Source organism: uncultured Bacteroides sp., assembly GCF_902491285.1.
In the GTDB taxonomy this organism is placed as follows: Bacteria; Bacteroidota; Bacteroidia; order Bacteroidales; family Bacteroidaceae; genus Bacteroides.
The window spans coordinates 18,353-34,253 of record NZ_CABUHK010000064.1 but is presented as its reverse complement, the minus strand read 5'-3'; the positions used below and the strand labels follow the sequence as shown (position 1 = coordinate 34,253).

The window sequence follows — 15,901 nt, the reverse complement described above, 5'->3', positions numbered from 1 at the left end:
AACTCAATTCTATCACTATATCTTTCCGCATTTCACTTTTTTGTAGTAACTTTGCTCCATAAACAATTCTAATATTCTTAATTTTAATTCGCAATTTAAAGAAATGGGTAGAGTTCTTATTATTGGTGCAGGCGGTGTTGGCACTGTCGTTGCGCACAAAGTGGCACAAAATGCCGATGTATTTACAGATATTATGATTGCCAGCCGTACAAAAGAGAAATGCGACAGAATCGTCGAGGCGATAGGTAATCCCAATATAAAGACAGCTAAGGTCGATGCAGACAATGTGGAAGAACTGGTAGCCTTATTCAACGATTTCAAACCGGAAATGGTGATAAACGTTGCTCTTCCCTACCAAGACCTGACCATCATGGAAGCTTGTCTGAAAGCCGGAGTGAACTATCTGGACACCGCCAATTATGAGCCGAAAGATGAAGCTCACTTTGAGTACAGTTGGCAGTGGGCCTATCATGAACGTTTCAAAGAAGCCGGGCTGACAGCTATTCTTGGTTGTGGATTCGACCCGGGAGTAAGCGGCATCTATACAGCTTATGCAGCCAAACATTATTTTGACGAAATTCAATATTTGGATATTGTAGACTGTAATGCCGGAAACCATCATAAAGCATTTGCAACAAACTTCAATCCTGAAATCAATATCCGCGAAATCACTCAGAACGGACGTTATTACGAAGACGGCAAATGGATAACCACCGGTCCGCTGGAAATCCATAAAGACCTCACGTATCCGAATATCGGTCCCCGTGACTCCTATCTTCTTTATCACGAAGAACTGGAATCGTTGGTGAAAAACTTCCCGACTATCAAACGTGCGCGTTTCTGGATGACTTTCGGACAGGAATATTTAACCCACTTACGTGTCATTCAGAATATCGGTATGGCGCGTATTGACGAGGTTGACTACAACGGAGTGAAGATTGTTCCCCTGCAATTCCTGAAAGCCGTACTACCTAATCCGCAGGATTTGGGTGAGAATTATGAGGGCGAAACATCTATCGGCTGCCGTATCCGTGGTCTGAAAGACGGAAAAGAACGCACTTACTATGTTTACAATAATTGCAGTCATCAGGAAGCATACAAGGAAACAGGCATGCAAGGAGTAAGCTACACCACCGGAGTTCCGGCAATGATCGGAGCTATGATGTTCTTCAAAGGAGAATGGAAACGTCCGGGTGTAAACAATGTAGAAGAGTTCAACCCGGATCCGTTTATGGAACAACTGAACAAGCAAGGTCTGCCTTGGCATGAAGTGATTGATCAGGATCTAGAGCTGTAAAACATCAATTCAGTAGAAATAAAGTTATGATTAACATTGGAGATAAAGCACCGGAAGTCTTGGGTATCAATGAAAAAGGCGAAGAAATCCGTCTGAGTGCTTACAAAGGAAGAAAAGTTGTGCTGTATTTCTATCCGAAAGACAGCACATCCGGTTGTACCGCACAGGCGTGCAATCTGCGCGATAATTATTCGGACCTGCGCAAAGCCGGTTACGAAGTAATCGGTGTGAGTGTAGACAATGAAAAGTCGCATCAGAAATTTATCGAAAAGAACAATCTTCCGTTCACGCTGATTGCCGATACAGACAAGAAATTGGTAGAAGAATTTGGCGTGTGGGGAGAAAAGAAACTGTACGGACGTGCATATATGGGTACTTTCCGCACTACTTTCCTTATTAACGAAGAAGGAATCGTAGAACGGATTATCACTCCGAAAGAAGTGAAAACCAAAGAACACGCCTCACAGATTTTAAATCAATAAATCCATTAATTATAAGAATAAGGTATGGCAAAGAAAGACGAACTTAATTTTGAAACAGATAATAAAATGGCATCAAGCGAAAAACTAAAAGCCTTACAGGCTGCCATGGAAAAGATAGAAAAGAGCTTCGGTAAAGGTTCTATCATGAAAATGGGTGACGATAGTGTTGAACAGGTAGAAGTGATCCCGACAGGCTCTATAGCCTTGAACGTGGCACTTGGCGTAGGTGGTTACCCGAGAGGTAGAATAATCGAAATATATGGTCCGGAATCTTCCGGTAAAACGACACTGGCTATTCATGCCATTGCCGAAGCACAAAAAGCAGGCGGTATCGCTGCTTTCATTGATGCCGAGCACGCTTTCGACCGTTTCTACGCTTCCAAACTGGGCGTAAACATTGACGAATTGTATATCTCTCAACCAGATAACGGTGAGCAGGCATTGGAAATTGCAGAACAACTGATCCGTTCTTCCGCTATTGACATCATCGTTATCGACTCTGTTGCCGCATTGACTCCCAAAGCGGAAATCGAAGGTGACATGGGCGACAACAAAGTAGGTCTTCAGGCACGTCTGATGTCGCAGGCATTACGTAAGTTAACCGGTACAGTCAGCAAGACGCGTACTACCTGTATCTTCATCAACCAGCTTCGTGAAAAAATCGGTGTTATGTTTGGTAGTCCGGAAACAACCACAGGCGGTAATGCACTGAAGTTTTACGCTTCCGTACGTATAGACATTCGTGGTAGCCAACCAATCAAGGATGGTGAAGAAATTCTGGGTAAACTGACAAAAGTAAAAGTTGTTAAGAATAAAGTTGCTCCTCCTTTCCGTAGAGCAGAATTCGACATCATGTTTGGTGAAGGCATCTCTCACTCAGGAGAAATCATTGACTTGGGTGCAGACTTGGGAGTCATCAAGAAAAGCGGCTCGTGGTATAGCTACAATGACACTAAATTAGGACAAGGACGCGATGCTGCAAAACAATGCATCGCTGACAATCCAGAACTTGCAGAAGAACTGGAAGGCTTGATTTTCGAAGCATTGAAGAAAAAAGAATGACAGACCTCTGTCTCTTTAAAATAGAATAGTACTTATAAAAGGTGGGAGAATATTCGTGTAATGCGATATTCTCCCATCTTTCCTATATCTATTATTTGTGATTCTTCCCTATACGAAATAAATATAAGCCAGCGTACTCAAACTAATCACTACCCAAAGCAAAACTCCCTGAAGTAACGGCTTAATCCCGACCGCTTTCAACACATCAATAGAAAGAGAAGCACCGATAAAGAACATAGTAATCGTCAATGTCTTACGGGCGATTCCGTTGATGGCAGCTCCTAACTGCGGCACTCCGTCAAGCAAGTAAGTATTTACCACCATTGCCAATACGAAGAAGAAGATAAACCAGGGAATACTGATTTTCTGTCCCTTACTCTTAAAGATAAATGAAGTAGCAAAAGCCATAGGTATTATCCAAAGCGCGCGAGTCAGTTTGATAGTAGTCGCTATTTTCAAGGCTTCTTCACCATAGGCGGCACCTGCACCGACAACTGAACTCGTATCGTGAATGGCAATCGCCGCCCATGTTCCGAATTGCTGCTGATCCATATTCAAGGCATGACCAATCATCGGAAAGATAAAGAGTGCGATTGCGTTCAGGATAAAAATAGTGCCCAGCGCAACAGACATCTCACTATCTTTCGCTTTCAGCACCGGCCCTACGGCTGCAATGGCACTACCACCACAGATAGCAGTTCCCGAACTGATAAGATAAGCGGTATTCCGGTCTATCTTAAACAGCTTACGACCGATAAACCAACCAATCACCAACGTACCAATAACAGATATTACAGTAAACTCCATGCCTTCCTTACCGGAAGCCAAAGCCGAATGAAGATTCATACCGAATCCCAACCCGACAACTGAATATTGTAATAAATACTTAGAGGTTTTCTTATTAAATTTCGGATGTGCCTGTCCGCAGGTCAATGCAAAAATTAGTCCGAGAAATAAAGCAACCGGTGGAGTCACCCATGCCGACCATGCTTCCAATCCCGGAATATAATCTAAAAAGAGAAAAAAAGTCAAAGTAGAAAGTAACGCGACGTAAATTGTCTTGTTATTCGTCTGCAACGTTTTTGTAGCTGTTGAAATCATATAATTTTATCTTTAATTGTTTTCGGGGTGCAAAGGTACGGGAAACAATCAAGACACACCAATAGTTTCTAATTATGCATTATAACTTTTAGTTATAGATAATCTACTTCAGACTATTTTCATACAGTTACAATATCCTTTCCAAAAGGAGACAACGCCAATGAAGCCAGTTTAAAATGCTGTAAACCAAATGGAATCCCAATAATAGTTATACACAAAATCGCCCCAAAGACCAAATGTGACAAACAAATCCAAATGCCACCCACGAATATCCATATCACATTCATCAGTATATAAAGGCAACCGTTGGAACGACTTCCGCTTCTCACTTCTTTACCAAAAGGCCACAAAGCAAGTCCTGCCAACTTTAACGTTTGCATTCCGAAGGGAATACCGATAATAGTAATCATCATTAATATACTTGAAATAAGGTATTCCACTGCCGTAAAAATACCGCCAAGCAACAGCCATAAAAGATTCATCAAACAACCCATAACAATAACATTTTATTATTTATCCAACATTCTTTTTGTCATCTCATCTGTTTTGCCCTGATAGTATTGTTCTATCACCTGCTGAAACAAACCGTCCGGAGCAACCTCATTAAAAAGCGTCATGCACGAAAGTACCTTCATCGCATCCAACGCGCCGAAAACATCCTGCGCCGTCTTACCTTTCAATTTCAGAAAAGCCGATGTTATTTCTCTTAGTCTTTCACCCAGAATCGAATGCGCCAGATATGCTTCAGCCTCTTCTTTGCCACTGATTCCATAATATTGTGAATTATAACCCATTCCCAACCCTTTCAGTTGAGGAAATATATACCAAATCCAATGAGAATGCTTCCGCCCGTTTCTTACTTCTGCAAGGGCACGTTCATAGTCGCCTTGTTGGGCATCAAGAAATCGCTGCAAGTTATAATCTACCATATCATAATTTTATCTTAAAGATTATCAGTTACTTGTTCTCCAACATTATCATCCATTTCCAAATGGGAATTACCTCTATTGTAAAACCATCCTGCTCAACTGTGCGTTCCTCATTACGAGTCACAATTTGCAACTTCTCCGCTTTTAAGAATTTTGCCGTTTTCAAAAGCCCATTCACTTCACGGGTAAAAGTTTGAGTATCAGAAATATTATATGAAGCTTGAACAAGCCATTTCTGATCAGGAATATAAAAATCAACTTCTACATTCTGATTATAGAAATATAGTTCTTTTCCAAAAATTCTATATAAAGAGACAGCTACTAAATTCTCCAACAACAAAGTTTCCGGATTAAAGATGAACAGATTCAAAATACCATTGTCTATAAAATAATATTTCCGGTTACTCTCTCTTTCGGCAAAACGAGCAGCATAATTTTCAACACTGAATATCAACCAAGTTTCTTCCAAATATCTCACATAGTCAATGACAGTTCGTACTCCCACGCTCTCTCCCGTTGAAGATACAATATTTTTAAGTCGATTGTAAGAAGAGGGTTGCATAACACTTTCCGCAAGTTTCTTCACCAACAAACTCATCGAATCCGAATTACGTAGTGCATAACGAGCTACCAAATCACCAAAGAATATTTTCTGATAAAGTCCACTCAACCAAGAACGTTTATCTTTAAATGCTATCAATTCCGGAAATCCTCCATTATAAAAATAAGCATCAAAAGTGCGTACCACTTCATTACGCAAACTTGGAGTATAAAGCCAGTTTGCCGTTAATCTTATATCCTGCGAAAGAAGGAACTCACGAAAAGAAAACGGATATACTTCCTGGATAAGAAAACGCCCGCCTAATGTCGTAGCAATTTCACTACTCAACATTTTCGCATTACTTCCAGTCACATATACACGATATTTTTTATCTACCAACCGACGAACGAACTTTTCCCACCCGTCTACAACTTGTATCTCATCCAGAAAGAAGATAGGCTGATAGGGAAAAGTCTCTTCATAAGCCAATTTTATATCGTCCAACTCTTCTGATTTCAAGCCGATAAAACGTTCATCCTCAAAATTGATATAAAGTATTTCTTCTATCTTATGCCCTTTCTTCAGAAGTTGGTGTATCCGCTGATACATCAAATAGGATTTTCCAGCCCGGCGAATACCTAAAAACACATAATTACCCGCATCCTCAAAAGTAAAAGGACGTTCCATAAATGTTATATCCTTCACAAACTCTTGATTTTCACCTATTATATGCCTTATTTGTTCCTTATTCATATCTGATATTATTTTGTATATGAAACACAAATATAGCATTTTTGTTTCATATACAAAACAAAATACATATCTATTTATTTCAGATAGAGGGATTGATTACGAATTATTTACTATTTTCTCTGTCGTTTCATCTGTCTTATCCTGATTATAGGTCTATCACTTGTTGAAACAGATCACCCGGCACGACTGCGTTAAAAATGCGTCATACATAAAAGAACTTCCATTGCCATCCCAAGAACCAAAAACATTCTGTGCCGTCTTACCCTTTAATTGCAAAAAGACCGATGTTATTTCACGAAGTCTTTTTACCCCAAATTGGATGCGCAAGATATGCTTCAGCCTCTTCTTTTCCGCTGATTCCGTAATACTGCGAACTATAGCTCATTCCCAATCCTTTCAGTTGAAGAAATATATACCAAATCCAATGAGAATATTTCCGCCTGTTTCTCACTTCATTTGGTTTCGCATATTAAACAAAATATGCAGCGATTTATTTTAATATGATTGATGTCACTTTTGAAAATAATACATATTCGCATCATCGAATACAACTTCATAACCATACAAATCGGTCAGTACCTGCGGCTTACCCTTAAACTGTATAGAACCGTAATCACGTGGAATTGTTTTTGTCAGCTTTACTTGTTTAAGATAATTCTGTGAAAAGCTACGATTATCTTTAGGATAATTTATAAGCTTATCATTATCCGAATTGACAGGCATTACAGATTCTAAAGGATAAAATGATAAAAATGAGCCTTTAATAATCCGAATAGAACTTTTACCCGAACACGCTTTAAATCCATTTAAAGAGCAAACTATTTCCTTGCAGAACAAGAAACTACTATCACCTCCATTGTATCTTATCAAAGCTTCTATTAACAAAGATGAAAATACAGGGTCACTCAGATTCATTTTTTTACAAAGTGGACTATATGCATCATAATATTCGGGGGCGTTCTTAAACAAAAGTTGCATAACTTCTGGCCAATAGCTGATTTTTATGATCGCCTCACCCTCTTTGTTTGTCGAATAAGTGTCAGCAGGAATCTCATATTGATAATAATCACACAAATATTTATACCAATCACCTATACACGGAAAAATTTCTTTATCAACATATTTTATGCATCCAGGATTAAGTCTATTGCCCCTGAAAGAATATATAAATGTTCCACTACCATCACACATTAGCATATATTTTTGCGGTCCCAACTTTTGAGCAAAAATGCTATATCGATCTGTCACAATATAACAAGAAAACGGTTTTTGCAGAACGCCATATTTTGTAGTACTAACTATTTGCCCATACTGATTCTTTTTTGTTTCAGGATCAGTTTTTATTATAAGTATAGTTGCAGGAGGAGTTTTCATATATTCATATAATATATCTTTTCCCTCCAACTCTGAAAGATTGGGCTGTGCATAAACTTTAAGGCAACCTACCAGCAATATGGTAAATATGAAAATCTTCTTCATAAATCAACAATTATTTAAGATTATATTTTTAGACGTACTGTTACATTTTATGCCCTTCTGACATATTCTCCTTAGTCTTCATTTTCCAATTCCGAAAAAGACTGAATCAAACTACTTTTAGGCATATCGTTTCTTTTCTTCGTATTAATCAATGAAAATTCCCGTTTGAGCTGTTGAGCGATGCAACTATTAACGTATTTCAAATCACCTGTAGAAGCCACACAATCTAAATAAGCCTTCATCAAAACCTTGTCTGATTGAACATACAAAAAGAATAAATCAGTAATCCCATTCCTAAACTCTTTCTTGAACTCGGGGAGAGCTTTCTTCATAAAATCTGTAATATTATCCATAACAATTTAAAAAATTGTGCTCGCAGATTCCCAAACCGAACGATTCGTTTATTAGAAAAGTAACTATCATGTAAAGAAAAAGCGCGGGAATCTGTACCATTCACTCGTCCCACGCATCAAGGCCTTCGAACTGCCCGTAGTAGTTGAACGAGCAACGCAGAAGCCCACGCCGATATGTATAATAACAAAGTACACTTTTCATTGAAAAGCATACCAAAGACATAAACATATCCCGCAGACACCTACTGTTGCTTTGTTCTGGCTACTACTCAAAGTGTTCGAAGTTTTGATGCGCCAAAGACAAAACGTCAAGTAAACGTCTTTCTTTATATAATACATCTCCCACACCATCCCTGACCTCACGAATTGAGGCATCGGCGTGAGAAACATTGCAAAACTATAAAAATAAAATTAAATATCCTATTTCATGCCATACAATTTTACCGAAGCAACTAAATAACATGAAACAACACTATCCCAAACAATAAAGAACAAGCTGCCCGAAGCTCATTATCATATATCCCATAGTAGTACAATTCAGCCTATCATATCTCCTATTACTCCTCCCCTAGTCTATTAACAAATAACTTCCTCTTTATTACTGATAAACTTCTTTTTATCAAATAGAAAACTTACCTTTGCATAAGAGTAAACTATAAACGCAAGCTTTGATTATAAAAACAAAAGCTTCATTTTTATAAATACAAGTTGCGTTTATAAAAACAAAACTTGCATTTACAGTTTATATTTAACGAAAAGGAACTTTGCTATTAGAGGAAAGAGAGTTTACTCTTAATACAAAAGAACTTATCTATTAATACTTTAAACAACAGATAGTATAGTATGGCACGATACATTATGGATGAGATGCCCGACATCCAAAAAACAGGCAAAAGAATTACTTACCCTAAATTTGCGCGGATAGATAATGCAAACATAAAAGAGCTGGCGCAACGAGTGGGCGACGTGAGTGGTTTCAGCGCAGGAGATATAGAAGGCGTACTGCTTCAGACAGCCATTGAAATGGCACGTCTGATGGCAGAAGGACGTTCGGTAAAGATAGACGGAATAGGGACATTTACTCCGTCACTTACTTTGGGCAGAGACAAGGAACGGGAAGAAGTGGAAGGCGGAAAACATCGTAACGCACAAAGTATCTTTATAAAAGGCGTGAATTTCCGGGTAGACAGAACAATGGTCAGAAACATTAGTGAAAGATGCCGACTGGAACGAGCACCTTGGAAGCGAAAACGTTCCTCAGAAAAATTCACACCAGAACAACGGCTGGCATTAGCAATAAAGTATCTCGACGAACATCCTTTCCTTACCGTTCTGGACTATCGCAGACTAACAGGATTACTTCAAACCGCAGCTACCAATGAACTGAGACAGTGGGGACACGAACCTGATTCCGGAATAGAAATCACAGGTAGAGGAGCACACAGAGTATATATAAAGAAGAAAACAGTAGAAGAGGGGCAATAAAAGAATGAGAAATACCTTAAAAGGGTATGAGAAACAACCATTTTAAGAGCCAATTTACTTGAAAATGATGAGAAATGCATTTCTTCAAAAGTATTTCTCATACAATAATCTATTGATTACAGGTGAGTTACAGCAAAACTATGAGAAATATGAGAAATGATTTTTTCTTCTCTGGGAGCGAGCACTGAATTTCTGAATTCAGCTAAGGCTGACCTTACAGGCTTTTGCTGTGATGTCCCGCAAACCGCATAAAGACTTGGGACAGCCCTCCCTCCTGCCCTTGCAGTTGCACAAAGTTAAATTCGCGCTGCATAGGCATTTCCTTAATCTCAATCACACGCAAATTGCCGGCAACAAGTTCTTTGTGTACAGAACGGATAGAGACAATCCCCATACAATCAGCATGTTCGATAAAAAGTTTGATGCTTTCCGTACTGCCGAGATACATCATTACATTCAAAGAAGACAGTTTCAGATTATGTTGCGACAAAGCACGCTCGAATACATCCAGCGTCCCCGATCCTCTTTCACGCAGGACTAATGGAATATTCAACAAGTCTTCCGGAGATATCTCATCCTGAATATCCAGTTTGGTATGCGCGCGTACTACTGCCACAAGTTCATCTTGCAGGAATGAGGTATATTTTAAGTTAGGCAGGCGGAAGATACCTTCCACCAGACCTAAATCTATCCGGTGTTCCTGCAAAGCAATTTCCACTCCCCGCGAATTTCCATTGATTAGGGAAAGGTTGACTTGTGGAAATTTAGCAATGAAGCTTCCCAATAAAGGGGGAAGGACATATTGGGCAATCGTAGTACTGGCGCCCAGTTTCAATTCGCCAATATACTCGTTGTGCAACAAATGCATTTCATATTCCAGTTGCTTGTAATCATCCAAAATCTTCTCACTATGCTTCAACAGCAATTCGCCGGCATCGGTCAGCGAGATTTTACTTCCCTGACGCTCAAATAAACGAGCCTGGTAATAAGTCTCCAATTCCTGGATATGCTTGGTGATAGCAGGTTGGCTGACAAACAGTTCTTGCGAAGCCTTTGTAAAACTCAAGTTCTTCGCCACACTCTGAAATACTTTTAAACGAAAATCGGACATGAAACTAAATTTCAAGTATTAGGTATTAGATAGTAAGTATCAGACAGAGGTTCTATTAAAGTTCATCAGCTTTAATTCCCAATGCCTGCATAATGGGGAAAGCCAGCATATCCCATTTATATGCCAATGGGACATCCGGTTCGTCCATCCGGAACTGAATAACTTCCTTTCCCTTTATTTCACTCAGCGCGTCAGTCACTTTCTTTCCGTATTCTTCATTGAAAGAAATCACAATCATTCTTTTCACATCAGCCGAATCGGCAACGATAGACAACAAATCCAGAAACAAATCTTCTCTCGACACCATTCCCTCCGAAGGAACACTCGCGAATGAATATTCACCATAAGGACTTTGAAAAGCAACTCCATTCAGTTCCTTCTCCAAATCGGAAGGCTGGCAGTGAACAAGTCGCCCTGACTCCTTATCGTAAACAAAAAGAAACTGCACTTCATTTTTTCCTTCCGTAATCCCTGCATCCAAAGTCAGACAGGTGGTCAGTATCGAAAGGTCTATCTCTTGTAAAGAACGTTGCAAAGTCTTTTCAAAGTATCCTTTCATATCTGTAATTACAAAGTTCAGAAAAGCCGCATCAATCAGCACTACTGTTTCGGACAGTTTTATTTGAGGTTTATCGTTCATATATTAATTATCATCCTCCTATCAGATTACTTTTTATTTTGAGACAAAGATAAACAGAATATTTGAAAGGTCAGGCAGAATGACACAAGATAGTTTCGAATAAGGATTTTAAGGCAAAACATGGAATTTAAGAAATATCCGAATTGGAAAAAGAAAAAATAAGGATTCGGGATATTTCATCAAAAAGTTGCATTACCTTTGTACAATTAATAAACCACTCAATTAAAATACAAAATGACTAAGAAACAAAACAAAACTCCGATAGATTTCGGTAAAGTAGTCAGAGAAGCGTTAGAGATGTTCACTCCCCAAGAGCAACAAGAGTTATTAAATCTTTTCCTAAACGATGGAATACAAGACTGTTACCGGCAATTAGAAGACATCTATTGCTACCAACAGCCTGATTATGCGCAAGAAGCCAAGCCCATCGCCCCTTTTCTGAAAAGGCTTTGGGATATGAAAAATTATGAAGATTATATAATAGAGGAACTACAGATGGATTGCGCATCAGTGCCTGTAGACGAACTTGAAAAAGAAGTGCGTAATTTCATCTTGAATTTATTCATTAATTTCAAGGAAAATGCCGAGGATGAAGAAGACAAGATATTGAAGTTGTTATATATTTATTGGATAATGGAACATTATCAAATGGAATCAAGCTTGGAAATAGTCCTGGAAATTATGCGACAAAGCCCCACTTTCTTGAGTTACTACTGTTCCATACCCGACAATATCACTCCTATCATTTTATACCAACTCGGAAAAAACCAGTTACCCGTATTACTTGACTTTATAAAAGAGCCCCAAACCCTTTTCATCGGCAAAGAGAATATTTGTAGTGCCGTCGCTCAAATTGCCATATCCAGCCCTGAAAGAAGGTTGGAAGTGACCAAATGGTTCTGCCAAGTACTGAACTACTATTACGACCACTTGGATGATGCGGAAAAAACAATGTCTCTATCATAGACTATATAGCACACCTGTTAAAAAATATACGCGCAGTAGAAACATTACCTATATTGGAGAAAATTTATAAGCGTTATGAAATTCCCACTATATTAGTAAAAGGAGGTATTAAAGAACTGAAAAAAGAAATGCCTCATGCTGAACAATCGGAAAGTTTGGATTTTGAGACTATAGAAGACCTTATAGGCGTAGTATACAATGACGAATGGGACGACGAAAACTTTGACGAGGACTTCGATGATGAGTTTGATGAGGACTTTGATGATGAGTTTGACGATGAGGATTCTTTTTACATTGAGACAATAACTCCCAAAAAACTCAAATTGAAAATCACTTTGACAGATTCCTCACCGGAAGTATGGCGTACTCTCGAAGTTCCTTCAAACATCCGTTTGGAAAGTTTTGCAGAAGTCATAGAAGTTGCTATGGGTTGGGAAGGATACCATCTGCACCTATTTCGAAAAGGAAAAAATATATATTTGCCCGATTACGAAAAAGACGACAACTTTTTACGGGAAGACAAGATTGAAAAGAGTTCTTCTGCCACCTCATTAGGAGAGGTTCTGCCAAAGAAAGGCTCACGGATAGAATATGAATATGACTTCGGCGACAGTTGGATGCACACAATCACCCTGGAATCACAGGAAGCTTATAAAAAAGACGACATCCGTAGTATCATCCTCATAGATGGAGCCAATGCTTGTCCACCCGAAGATTGCGGAGGGATATGGGGGTATCGCAGAATATTAGAAGCCTTAGAACATCCACGCACTAAAGCCGCACGCGAATACCGGGAATGGTTGGGAAAGGATTTCAATCCCCAAAAATTCAATATAAAGAAAGCAAAAAAAGAGATGAACGATTTTCCGATAGCAATCTCTGAATAATTATTTCTCCGCAGGATAACATACCATATTATATACGGTTGTTATTCTGCGAAGTATTTTGCAAATTCGTCAGTTCTTATCGAATAAAGAAGGTCATTTTGTCCTTTAACTCCTTAATAATCATGTTATTTTGTCATATTTTTCTACTTGGCAAATCTTTTGCGCCCTTTTAGGTGTTATTAAGAACATGAAATAAGAAAGGAGAACAACGATATGAATTTTAACAATTTTACTATCAAATCCCAAGAAGCGGTACAGGAAGCCGTAAACCTGGTAAGAAACCGGGGGCAACAGGCTATCGAGCCTGCCCATATCATGCAGGGAGTTATGAAAGTAGGCGAGAATGTCACCAACTTCATTTTCCAAAAGCTTGGTATGAACGGGCAGCAAGTAGCTCTTGTTGTCGACAAGCAAATTGATTCACTGCCGAAAGTGTCCGGTGGAGAGCCGTACCTGAGCCGCGAATCCAATGAAGTATTGCAAAAGGCAACGCAGTATTCCAAAGAAATGGGCGATGAATTCGTTTCATTGGAACATATTATACTGGCATTGTTGACCGTAAGGAGCACCGTATCTACCATCCTGAAGGATGCAGGTATGACGGAAAAGGAATTGCGAAATGCTATCAGCGAATTGAGGAAAGGAGAAAAAGTAACATCACAGTCAAGTGAAGATACTTATCAGTCACTGGAAAAGTATGCTATCAATCTGAACGAAGCTGCCCGTAGCGGCAAACTGGATCCTGTAATCGGCCGTGACGAAGAAATACGCCGGGTACTTCAGATATTGAGTCGCCGTACAAAGAATAATCCGATTCTGATTGGTGAACCGGGTACAGGTAAGACAGCTATCGTAGAAGGTCTGGCACATCGTATCCTCCGTGGAGATGTACCCGAAAACCTGAAAAACAAACAAGTGTATTCACTAGATATGGGTGCATTGGTGGCAGGTGCAAAGTATAAAGGTGAGTTTGAGGAACGTTTGAAATCTGTCGTTAATGAAGTGAAGAAATCAGAAGGTGACATTATTCTGTTCATTGACGAAATCCACACATTGGTAGGAGCCGGAAAAGGCGAAGGCGCTATGGACGCAGCCAACATTCTGAAACCGGCTTTAGCTCGTGGAGAACTGCGTTCTATCGGTGCTACAACTCTGGACGAGTATCAAAAATACTTCGAGAAAGATAAAGCATTGGAACGTCGTTTCCAAATCGTGCAAGTGGATGAGCCGGATAATCTGAGTACGATCTCTATCCTTCGCGGGTTAAAGGAGCGCTACGAAAATCATCACCATGTGCGTATTAAGGACGATGCTATTATTGCTGCCGTGGAGTTGAGCAGCCGTTATATCACAGACCGTTTCCTGCCGGATAAGGCGATTGATTTAATGGACGAAGCTGCCGCCAAACTACGTATGGAAGTAGACTCCGTGCCGGAAGAACTGGATGAGATTTCCCGTAAAATCAAGCAGTTGGAAATTGAGCGCGAAGCTATCAAACGTGAAAATGACAAGCCGAAACTGGAAATCATCGGCAAAGAGCTCGCTGAACTTAAAGAACAAGAAAAGTCCTTCAAAGCCAAATGGCAAAGCGAAAAAACGTTGATGGACAAGATTCAGCAGAATAAAGTAGAAATAGAGAACTTGAAGTTCGAGGCTGAAAAGGCTGAACGTGAAGGCGACTATGGGAAAGTGGCCGAAATCCGTTACGGCAAACTTCAGGCTTTGGACAAGGAAATAGAAGATACCCAGCAGAAACTTCGTGGGATGCAGGGTGACAAAGCCATGATAAAAGAGGAAGTAGATGCGGAAGATATCGCAGATGTCGTATCTCGTTGGACAGGTATTCCCGTCAGCAAGATGATGCAGAGCGAAAAAGACAAGTTACTACATCTGGAGGAAGAACTTCATCAACGGGTTATCGGTCAGGATGAAGCGATTGAAGCGGTTGCAGATGCTGTACGCCGTAGCCGTGCCGGATTACAAGATCCCAAACGTCCGATTGGTTCGTTTATCTTCCTCGGAACTACCGGTGTGGGTAAGACGGAACTGGCAAAGGCGTTGGCTGAGTTTCTGTTTGATGACGAAACGATGATGACCCGTATTGATATGAGCGAGTATCAGGAGAAGCACAGCGTTTCACGTTTGGTTGGAGCGCCTCCGGGATATGTAGGATACGATGAAGGCGGTCAGTTGACAGAAGCTATCCGACGGAAACCTTATTCTGTTGTGCTGTTTGACGAGATAGAAAAAGCTCATCCGGATGTTTTCAATATCCTGTTGCAGGTATTGGATGATGGACGATTGACTGATAATAAAGGAAGAGTGGTTAACTTCAAAAACACAATCATCATTATGACTTCAAATATGGGTAGTTCATATATACAAAGTCAGATGGAAAAACTGAACGGTTCCAATAAGGAAGAAGTAATCGAAGAAACGAAGAAAGAAGTGATGAATATGCTGAAAAAGACCATTCGTCCTGAATTTCTGAATCGTATTGATGAAACGATCATGTTCTTGCCGTTGACGGAAAAAGAAATCAAGCAGATCGTACTCTTACAGATTAAGAGTGTACAAAAAATGCTTGCAGAGAATGGCGTGGAACTGGAAATGACTGAAGCCGCATTGAATTTCTTATCCCAGGTGGGTTATGATCCTGAATTTGGAGCGCGCCCGGTAAAAAGAGCTATCCAACGCTACTTGCTGAACGACTTGTCCAAGAAACTGCTTGCCCAGGAAGTAAACCGAAGCAAAGCGATCATTGTCGACGCAGGCGGCGATGGACTGGTATTCAGAAATTAAATATCACCAAGCT

General features: G+C 39.8%; 15 protein-coding genes and 1 pseudogene. 7 read left to right on the top strand and 9 right to left on the bottom strand.

Features of this window, described 5'->3' with window-relative positions; genetic code table 11:
• Positions 1-103 precede the first annotated feature (103 nt).
• The 3 genes from RDN93_RS15725 to recA are packed head-to-tail and all read left to right on the top strand — an operon-like array spanning position 104 to position 2,841.
• Entirely contained in the window at positions 104-1,297 is a 1,194-nt protein-coding gene (locus tag RDN93_RS15725) for a saccharopine dehydrogenase family protein (protein ID WP_308746392.1), read from the top strand.
• 26 nt (positions 1,298-1,323) lie between these two features.
• A complete protein-coding gene (gene bcp / locus RDN93_RS15720) occupies positions 1,324-1,779 on the top strand; it encodes a thioredoxin-dependent thiol peroxidase (RefSeq protein WP_308746391.1) in 456 nt (151 codons plus the stop codon).
• 24 nt (positions 1,780-1,803) lie between these two features.
• Positions 1,804-2,841: a recombinase RecA gene (gene recA / locus RDN93_RS15715; RefSeq protein ID WP_308746390.1), complete on the top strand. Its 1,038-nt coding sequence runs from the start codon at positions 1,804-1,806 to the stop codon at positions 2,839-2,841.
• A 108-nt stretch (positions 2,842-2,949) separates the two neighbouring features.
• Here the strand turns inward: recA and RDN93_RS15710 are convergent, their stop codons facing one another.
• The 7 genes and pseudogenes from RDN93_RS15710 to RDN93_RS15680 all read right to left on the bottom strand — a co-directional run bounded on the left by RDN93_RS15710 (position 2,950) and on the right by RDN93_RS15680 (position 7,997).
• Positions 2,950-3,942, bottom strand: a complete 993-nt coding sequence (locus tag RDN93_RS15710) for a putative sulfate exporter family transporter (protein ID WP_308746389.1) — start codon at positions 3,940-3,942, stop codon at positions 2,950-2,952.
• Positions 3,943-4,061: 119 nt separating this feature from the next.
• Positions 4,062-4,436: a YccF domain-containing protein gene (locus RDN93_RS15705; RefSeq protein WP_308746388.1), complete on the bottom strand. Its 375-nt coding sequence runs from the start codon at positions 4,434-4,436 to the stop codon at positions 4,062-4,064.
• 15 nt (positions 4,437-4,451) lie between these two features.
• Positions 4,452-4,871 carry a DUF1810 domain-containing protein gene (locus RDN93_RS15700; protein WP_308746387.1) on the bottom strand — a complete coding sequence of 140 codons (420 nt, stop codon included), beginning with the start codon at positions 4,869-4,871 and terminating at the stop codon, positions 4,452-4,454.
• Between the two features lie 28 nt (positions 4,872-4,899).
• Positions 4,900-6,165, bottom strand: a complete 1,266-nt coding sequence (locus tag RDN93_RS15695) for an ATP-binding protein (protein ID WP_308746386.1) — start codon at positions 6,163-6,165, stop codon at positions 4,900-4,902.
• A gap of 96 nt (positions 6,166-6,261) precedes the next feature.
• Positions 6,262-6,619 (bottom strand): annotated as a pseudogene (locus RDN93_RS15690) (DUF1810 family protein); the annotation flags it as partial.
• 56 nt (positions 6,620-6,675) lie between these two features.
• Positions 6,676-7,644, bottom strand: a complete 969-nt coding sequence (locus RDN93_RS15685; RefSeq protein ID WP_308746385.1) for a hypothetical protein — start codon at positions 7,642-7,644, stop codon at positions 6,676-6,678.
• A gap of 71 nt (positions 7,645-7,715) precedes the next feature.
• Positions 7,716-7,997 (bottom strand): hypothetical protein, encoded by a 282-nt coding sequence (locus tag RDN93_RS15680; protein ID WP_308746384.1) that lies wholly within the window; start codon positions 7,995-7,997, stop codon positions 7,716-7,718.
• A gap of 843 nt (positions 7,998-8,840) precedes the next feature.
• On the opposite strand from RDN93_RS15680, the gene RDN93_RS15675 reads away from it, so the two are divergent.
• Positions 8,841-9,482, top strand: coding sequence for an HU family DNA-binding protein (locus RDN93_RS15675; protein ID WP_308746383.1), 642 nt, complete (start codon positions 8,841-8,843; stop codon positions 9,480-9,482).
• Between the two features lie 214 nt (positions 9,483-9,696).
• On the opposite strand, the gene RDN93_RS15670 is transcribed toward RDN93_RS15675, so the two are convergent.
• The gene (locus RDN93_RS15670; protein WP_308746382.1) at positions 9,697-10,593 is read right to left on the bottom strand and encodes a LysR family transcriptional regulator; all 897 of its coding nucleotides are present in this window, start codon (positions 10,591-10,593) and stop codon (positions 9,697-9,699) included.
• 55 nt (positions 10,594-10,648) lie between these two features.
• A complete protein-coding gene (locus RDN93_RS15665; RefSeq protein WP_308746381.1) occupies positions 10,649-11,233 on the bottom strand; it encodes a DUF6621 family protein in 585 nt (194 codons plus the stop codon).
• 234 nt (positions 11,234-11,467) lie between these two features.
• Here RDN93_RS15665 and RDN93_RS15660 point away from each other — a divergent pair, with 234 nt between their 5' ends.
• From RDN93_RS15660 to clpB, 3 genes are all read left to right on the top strand, one after another.
• Positions 11,468-12,199: a hypothetical protein gene (locus RDN93_RS15660; RefSeq protein ID WP_308746380.1), complete on the top strand. Its 732-nt coding sequence runs from the start codon at positions 11,468-11,470 to the stop codon at positions 12,197-12,199.
• Between the two features lie 53 nt (positions 12,200-12,252).
• On the top strand, positions 12,253-13,086 hold the full coding sequence (locus tag RDN93_RS15655; RefSeq protein WP_308746379.1) for a plasmid pRiA4b ORF-3 family protein: 834 nt from the start codon (positions 12,253-12,255) through the stop codon (positions 13,084-13,086).
• 213 nt (positions 13,087-13,299) lie between these two features.
• Positions 13,300-15,888, top strand: a complete 2,589-nt coding sequence (gene clpB / locus RDN93_RS15650) for an ATP-dependent chaperone ClpB (RefSeq protein ID WP_308746378.1) — start codon at positions 13,300-13,302, stop codon at positions 15,886-15,888.
• Positions 15,889-15,901 lie beyond the last annotated feature (13 nt).

Coding starts and splice junctions, on each gene's coding strand:
- RDN93_RS15725 (WP_308746392.1), top strand. CDS start 104: ATGGGTAGAGTTCTTATTATTGGTGCAGGCGGTGTTGGCACTGTCGTT.
- bcp (WP_308746391.1), top strand. CDS start 1,324: ATGATTAACATTGGAGATAAAGCACCGGAAGTCTTGGGTATCAATGAA.
- recA (WP_308746390.1), top strand. CDS start 1,804: ATGGCAAAGAAAGACGAACTTAATTTTGAAACAGATAATAAAATGGCA.
- RDN93_RS15710 (WP_308746389.1), bottom strand. CDS start 3,942: ATGATTTCAACAGCTACAAAAACGTTGCAGACGAATAACAAGACAATT.
- RDN93_RS15705 (WP_308746388.1), bottom strand. CDS start 4,436: ATGGGTTGTTTGATGAATCTTTTATGGCTGTTGCTTGGCGGTATTTTT.
- RDN93_RS15700 (WP_308746387.1), bottom strand. CDS start 4,871: ATGGTAGATTATAACTTGCAGCGATTTCTTGATGCCCAACAAGGCGAC.
- RDN93_RS15695 (WP_308746386.1), bottom strand. CDS start 6,165: ATGAATAAGGAACAAATAAGGCATATAATAGGTGAAAATCAAGAGTTT.
- RDN93_RS15685 (WP_308746385.1), bottom strand. CDS start 7,644: ATGAAGAAGATTTTCATATTTACCATATTGCTGGTAGGTTGCCTTAAA.
- RDN93_RS15680 (WP_308746384.1), bottom strand. CDS start 7,997: ATGGATAATATTACAGATTTTATGAAGAAAGCTCTCCCCGAGTTCAAG.
- RDN93_RS15675 (WP_308746383.1), top strand. CDS start 8,841: ATGGCACGATACATTATGGATGAGATGCCCGACATCCAAAAAACAGGC.
- RDN93_RS15670 (WP_308746382.1), bottom strand. CDS start 10,593: ATGTCCGATTTTCGTTTAAAAGTATTTCAGAGTGTGGCGAAGAACTTG.
- RDN93_RS15665 (WP_308746381.1), bottom strand. CDS start 11,233: ATGAACGATAAACCTCAAATAAAACTGTCCGAAACAGTAGTGCTGATT.
- RDN93_RS15660 (WP_308746380.1), top strand. CDS start 11,468: ATGACTAAGAAACAAAACAAAACTCCGATAGATTTCGGTAAAGTAGTC.
- clpB (WP_308746378.1), top strand. CDS start 13,300: ATGAATTTTAACAATTTTACTATCAAATCCCAAGAAGCGGTACAGGAA.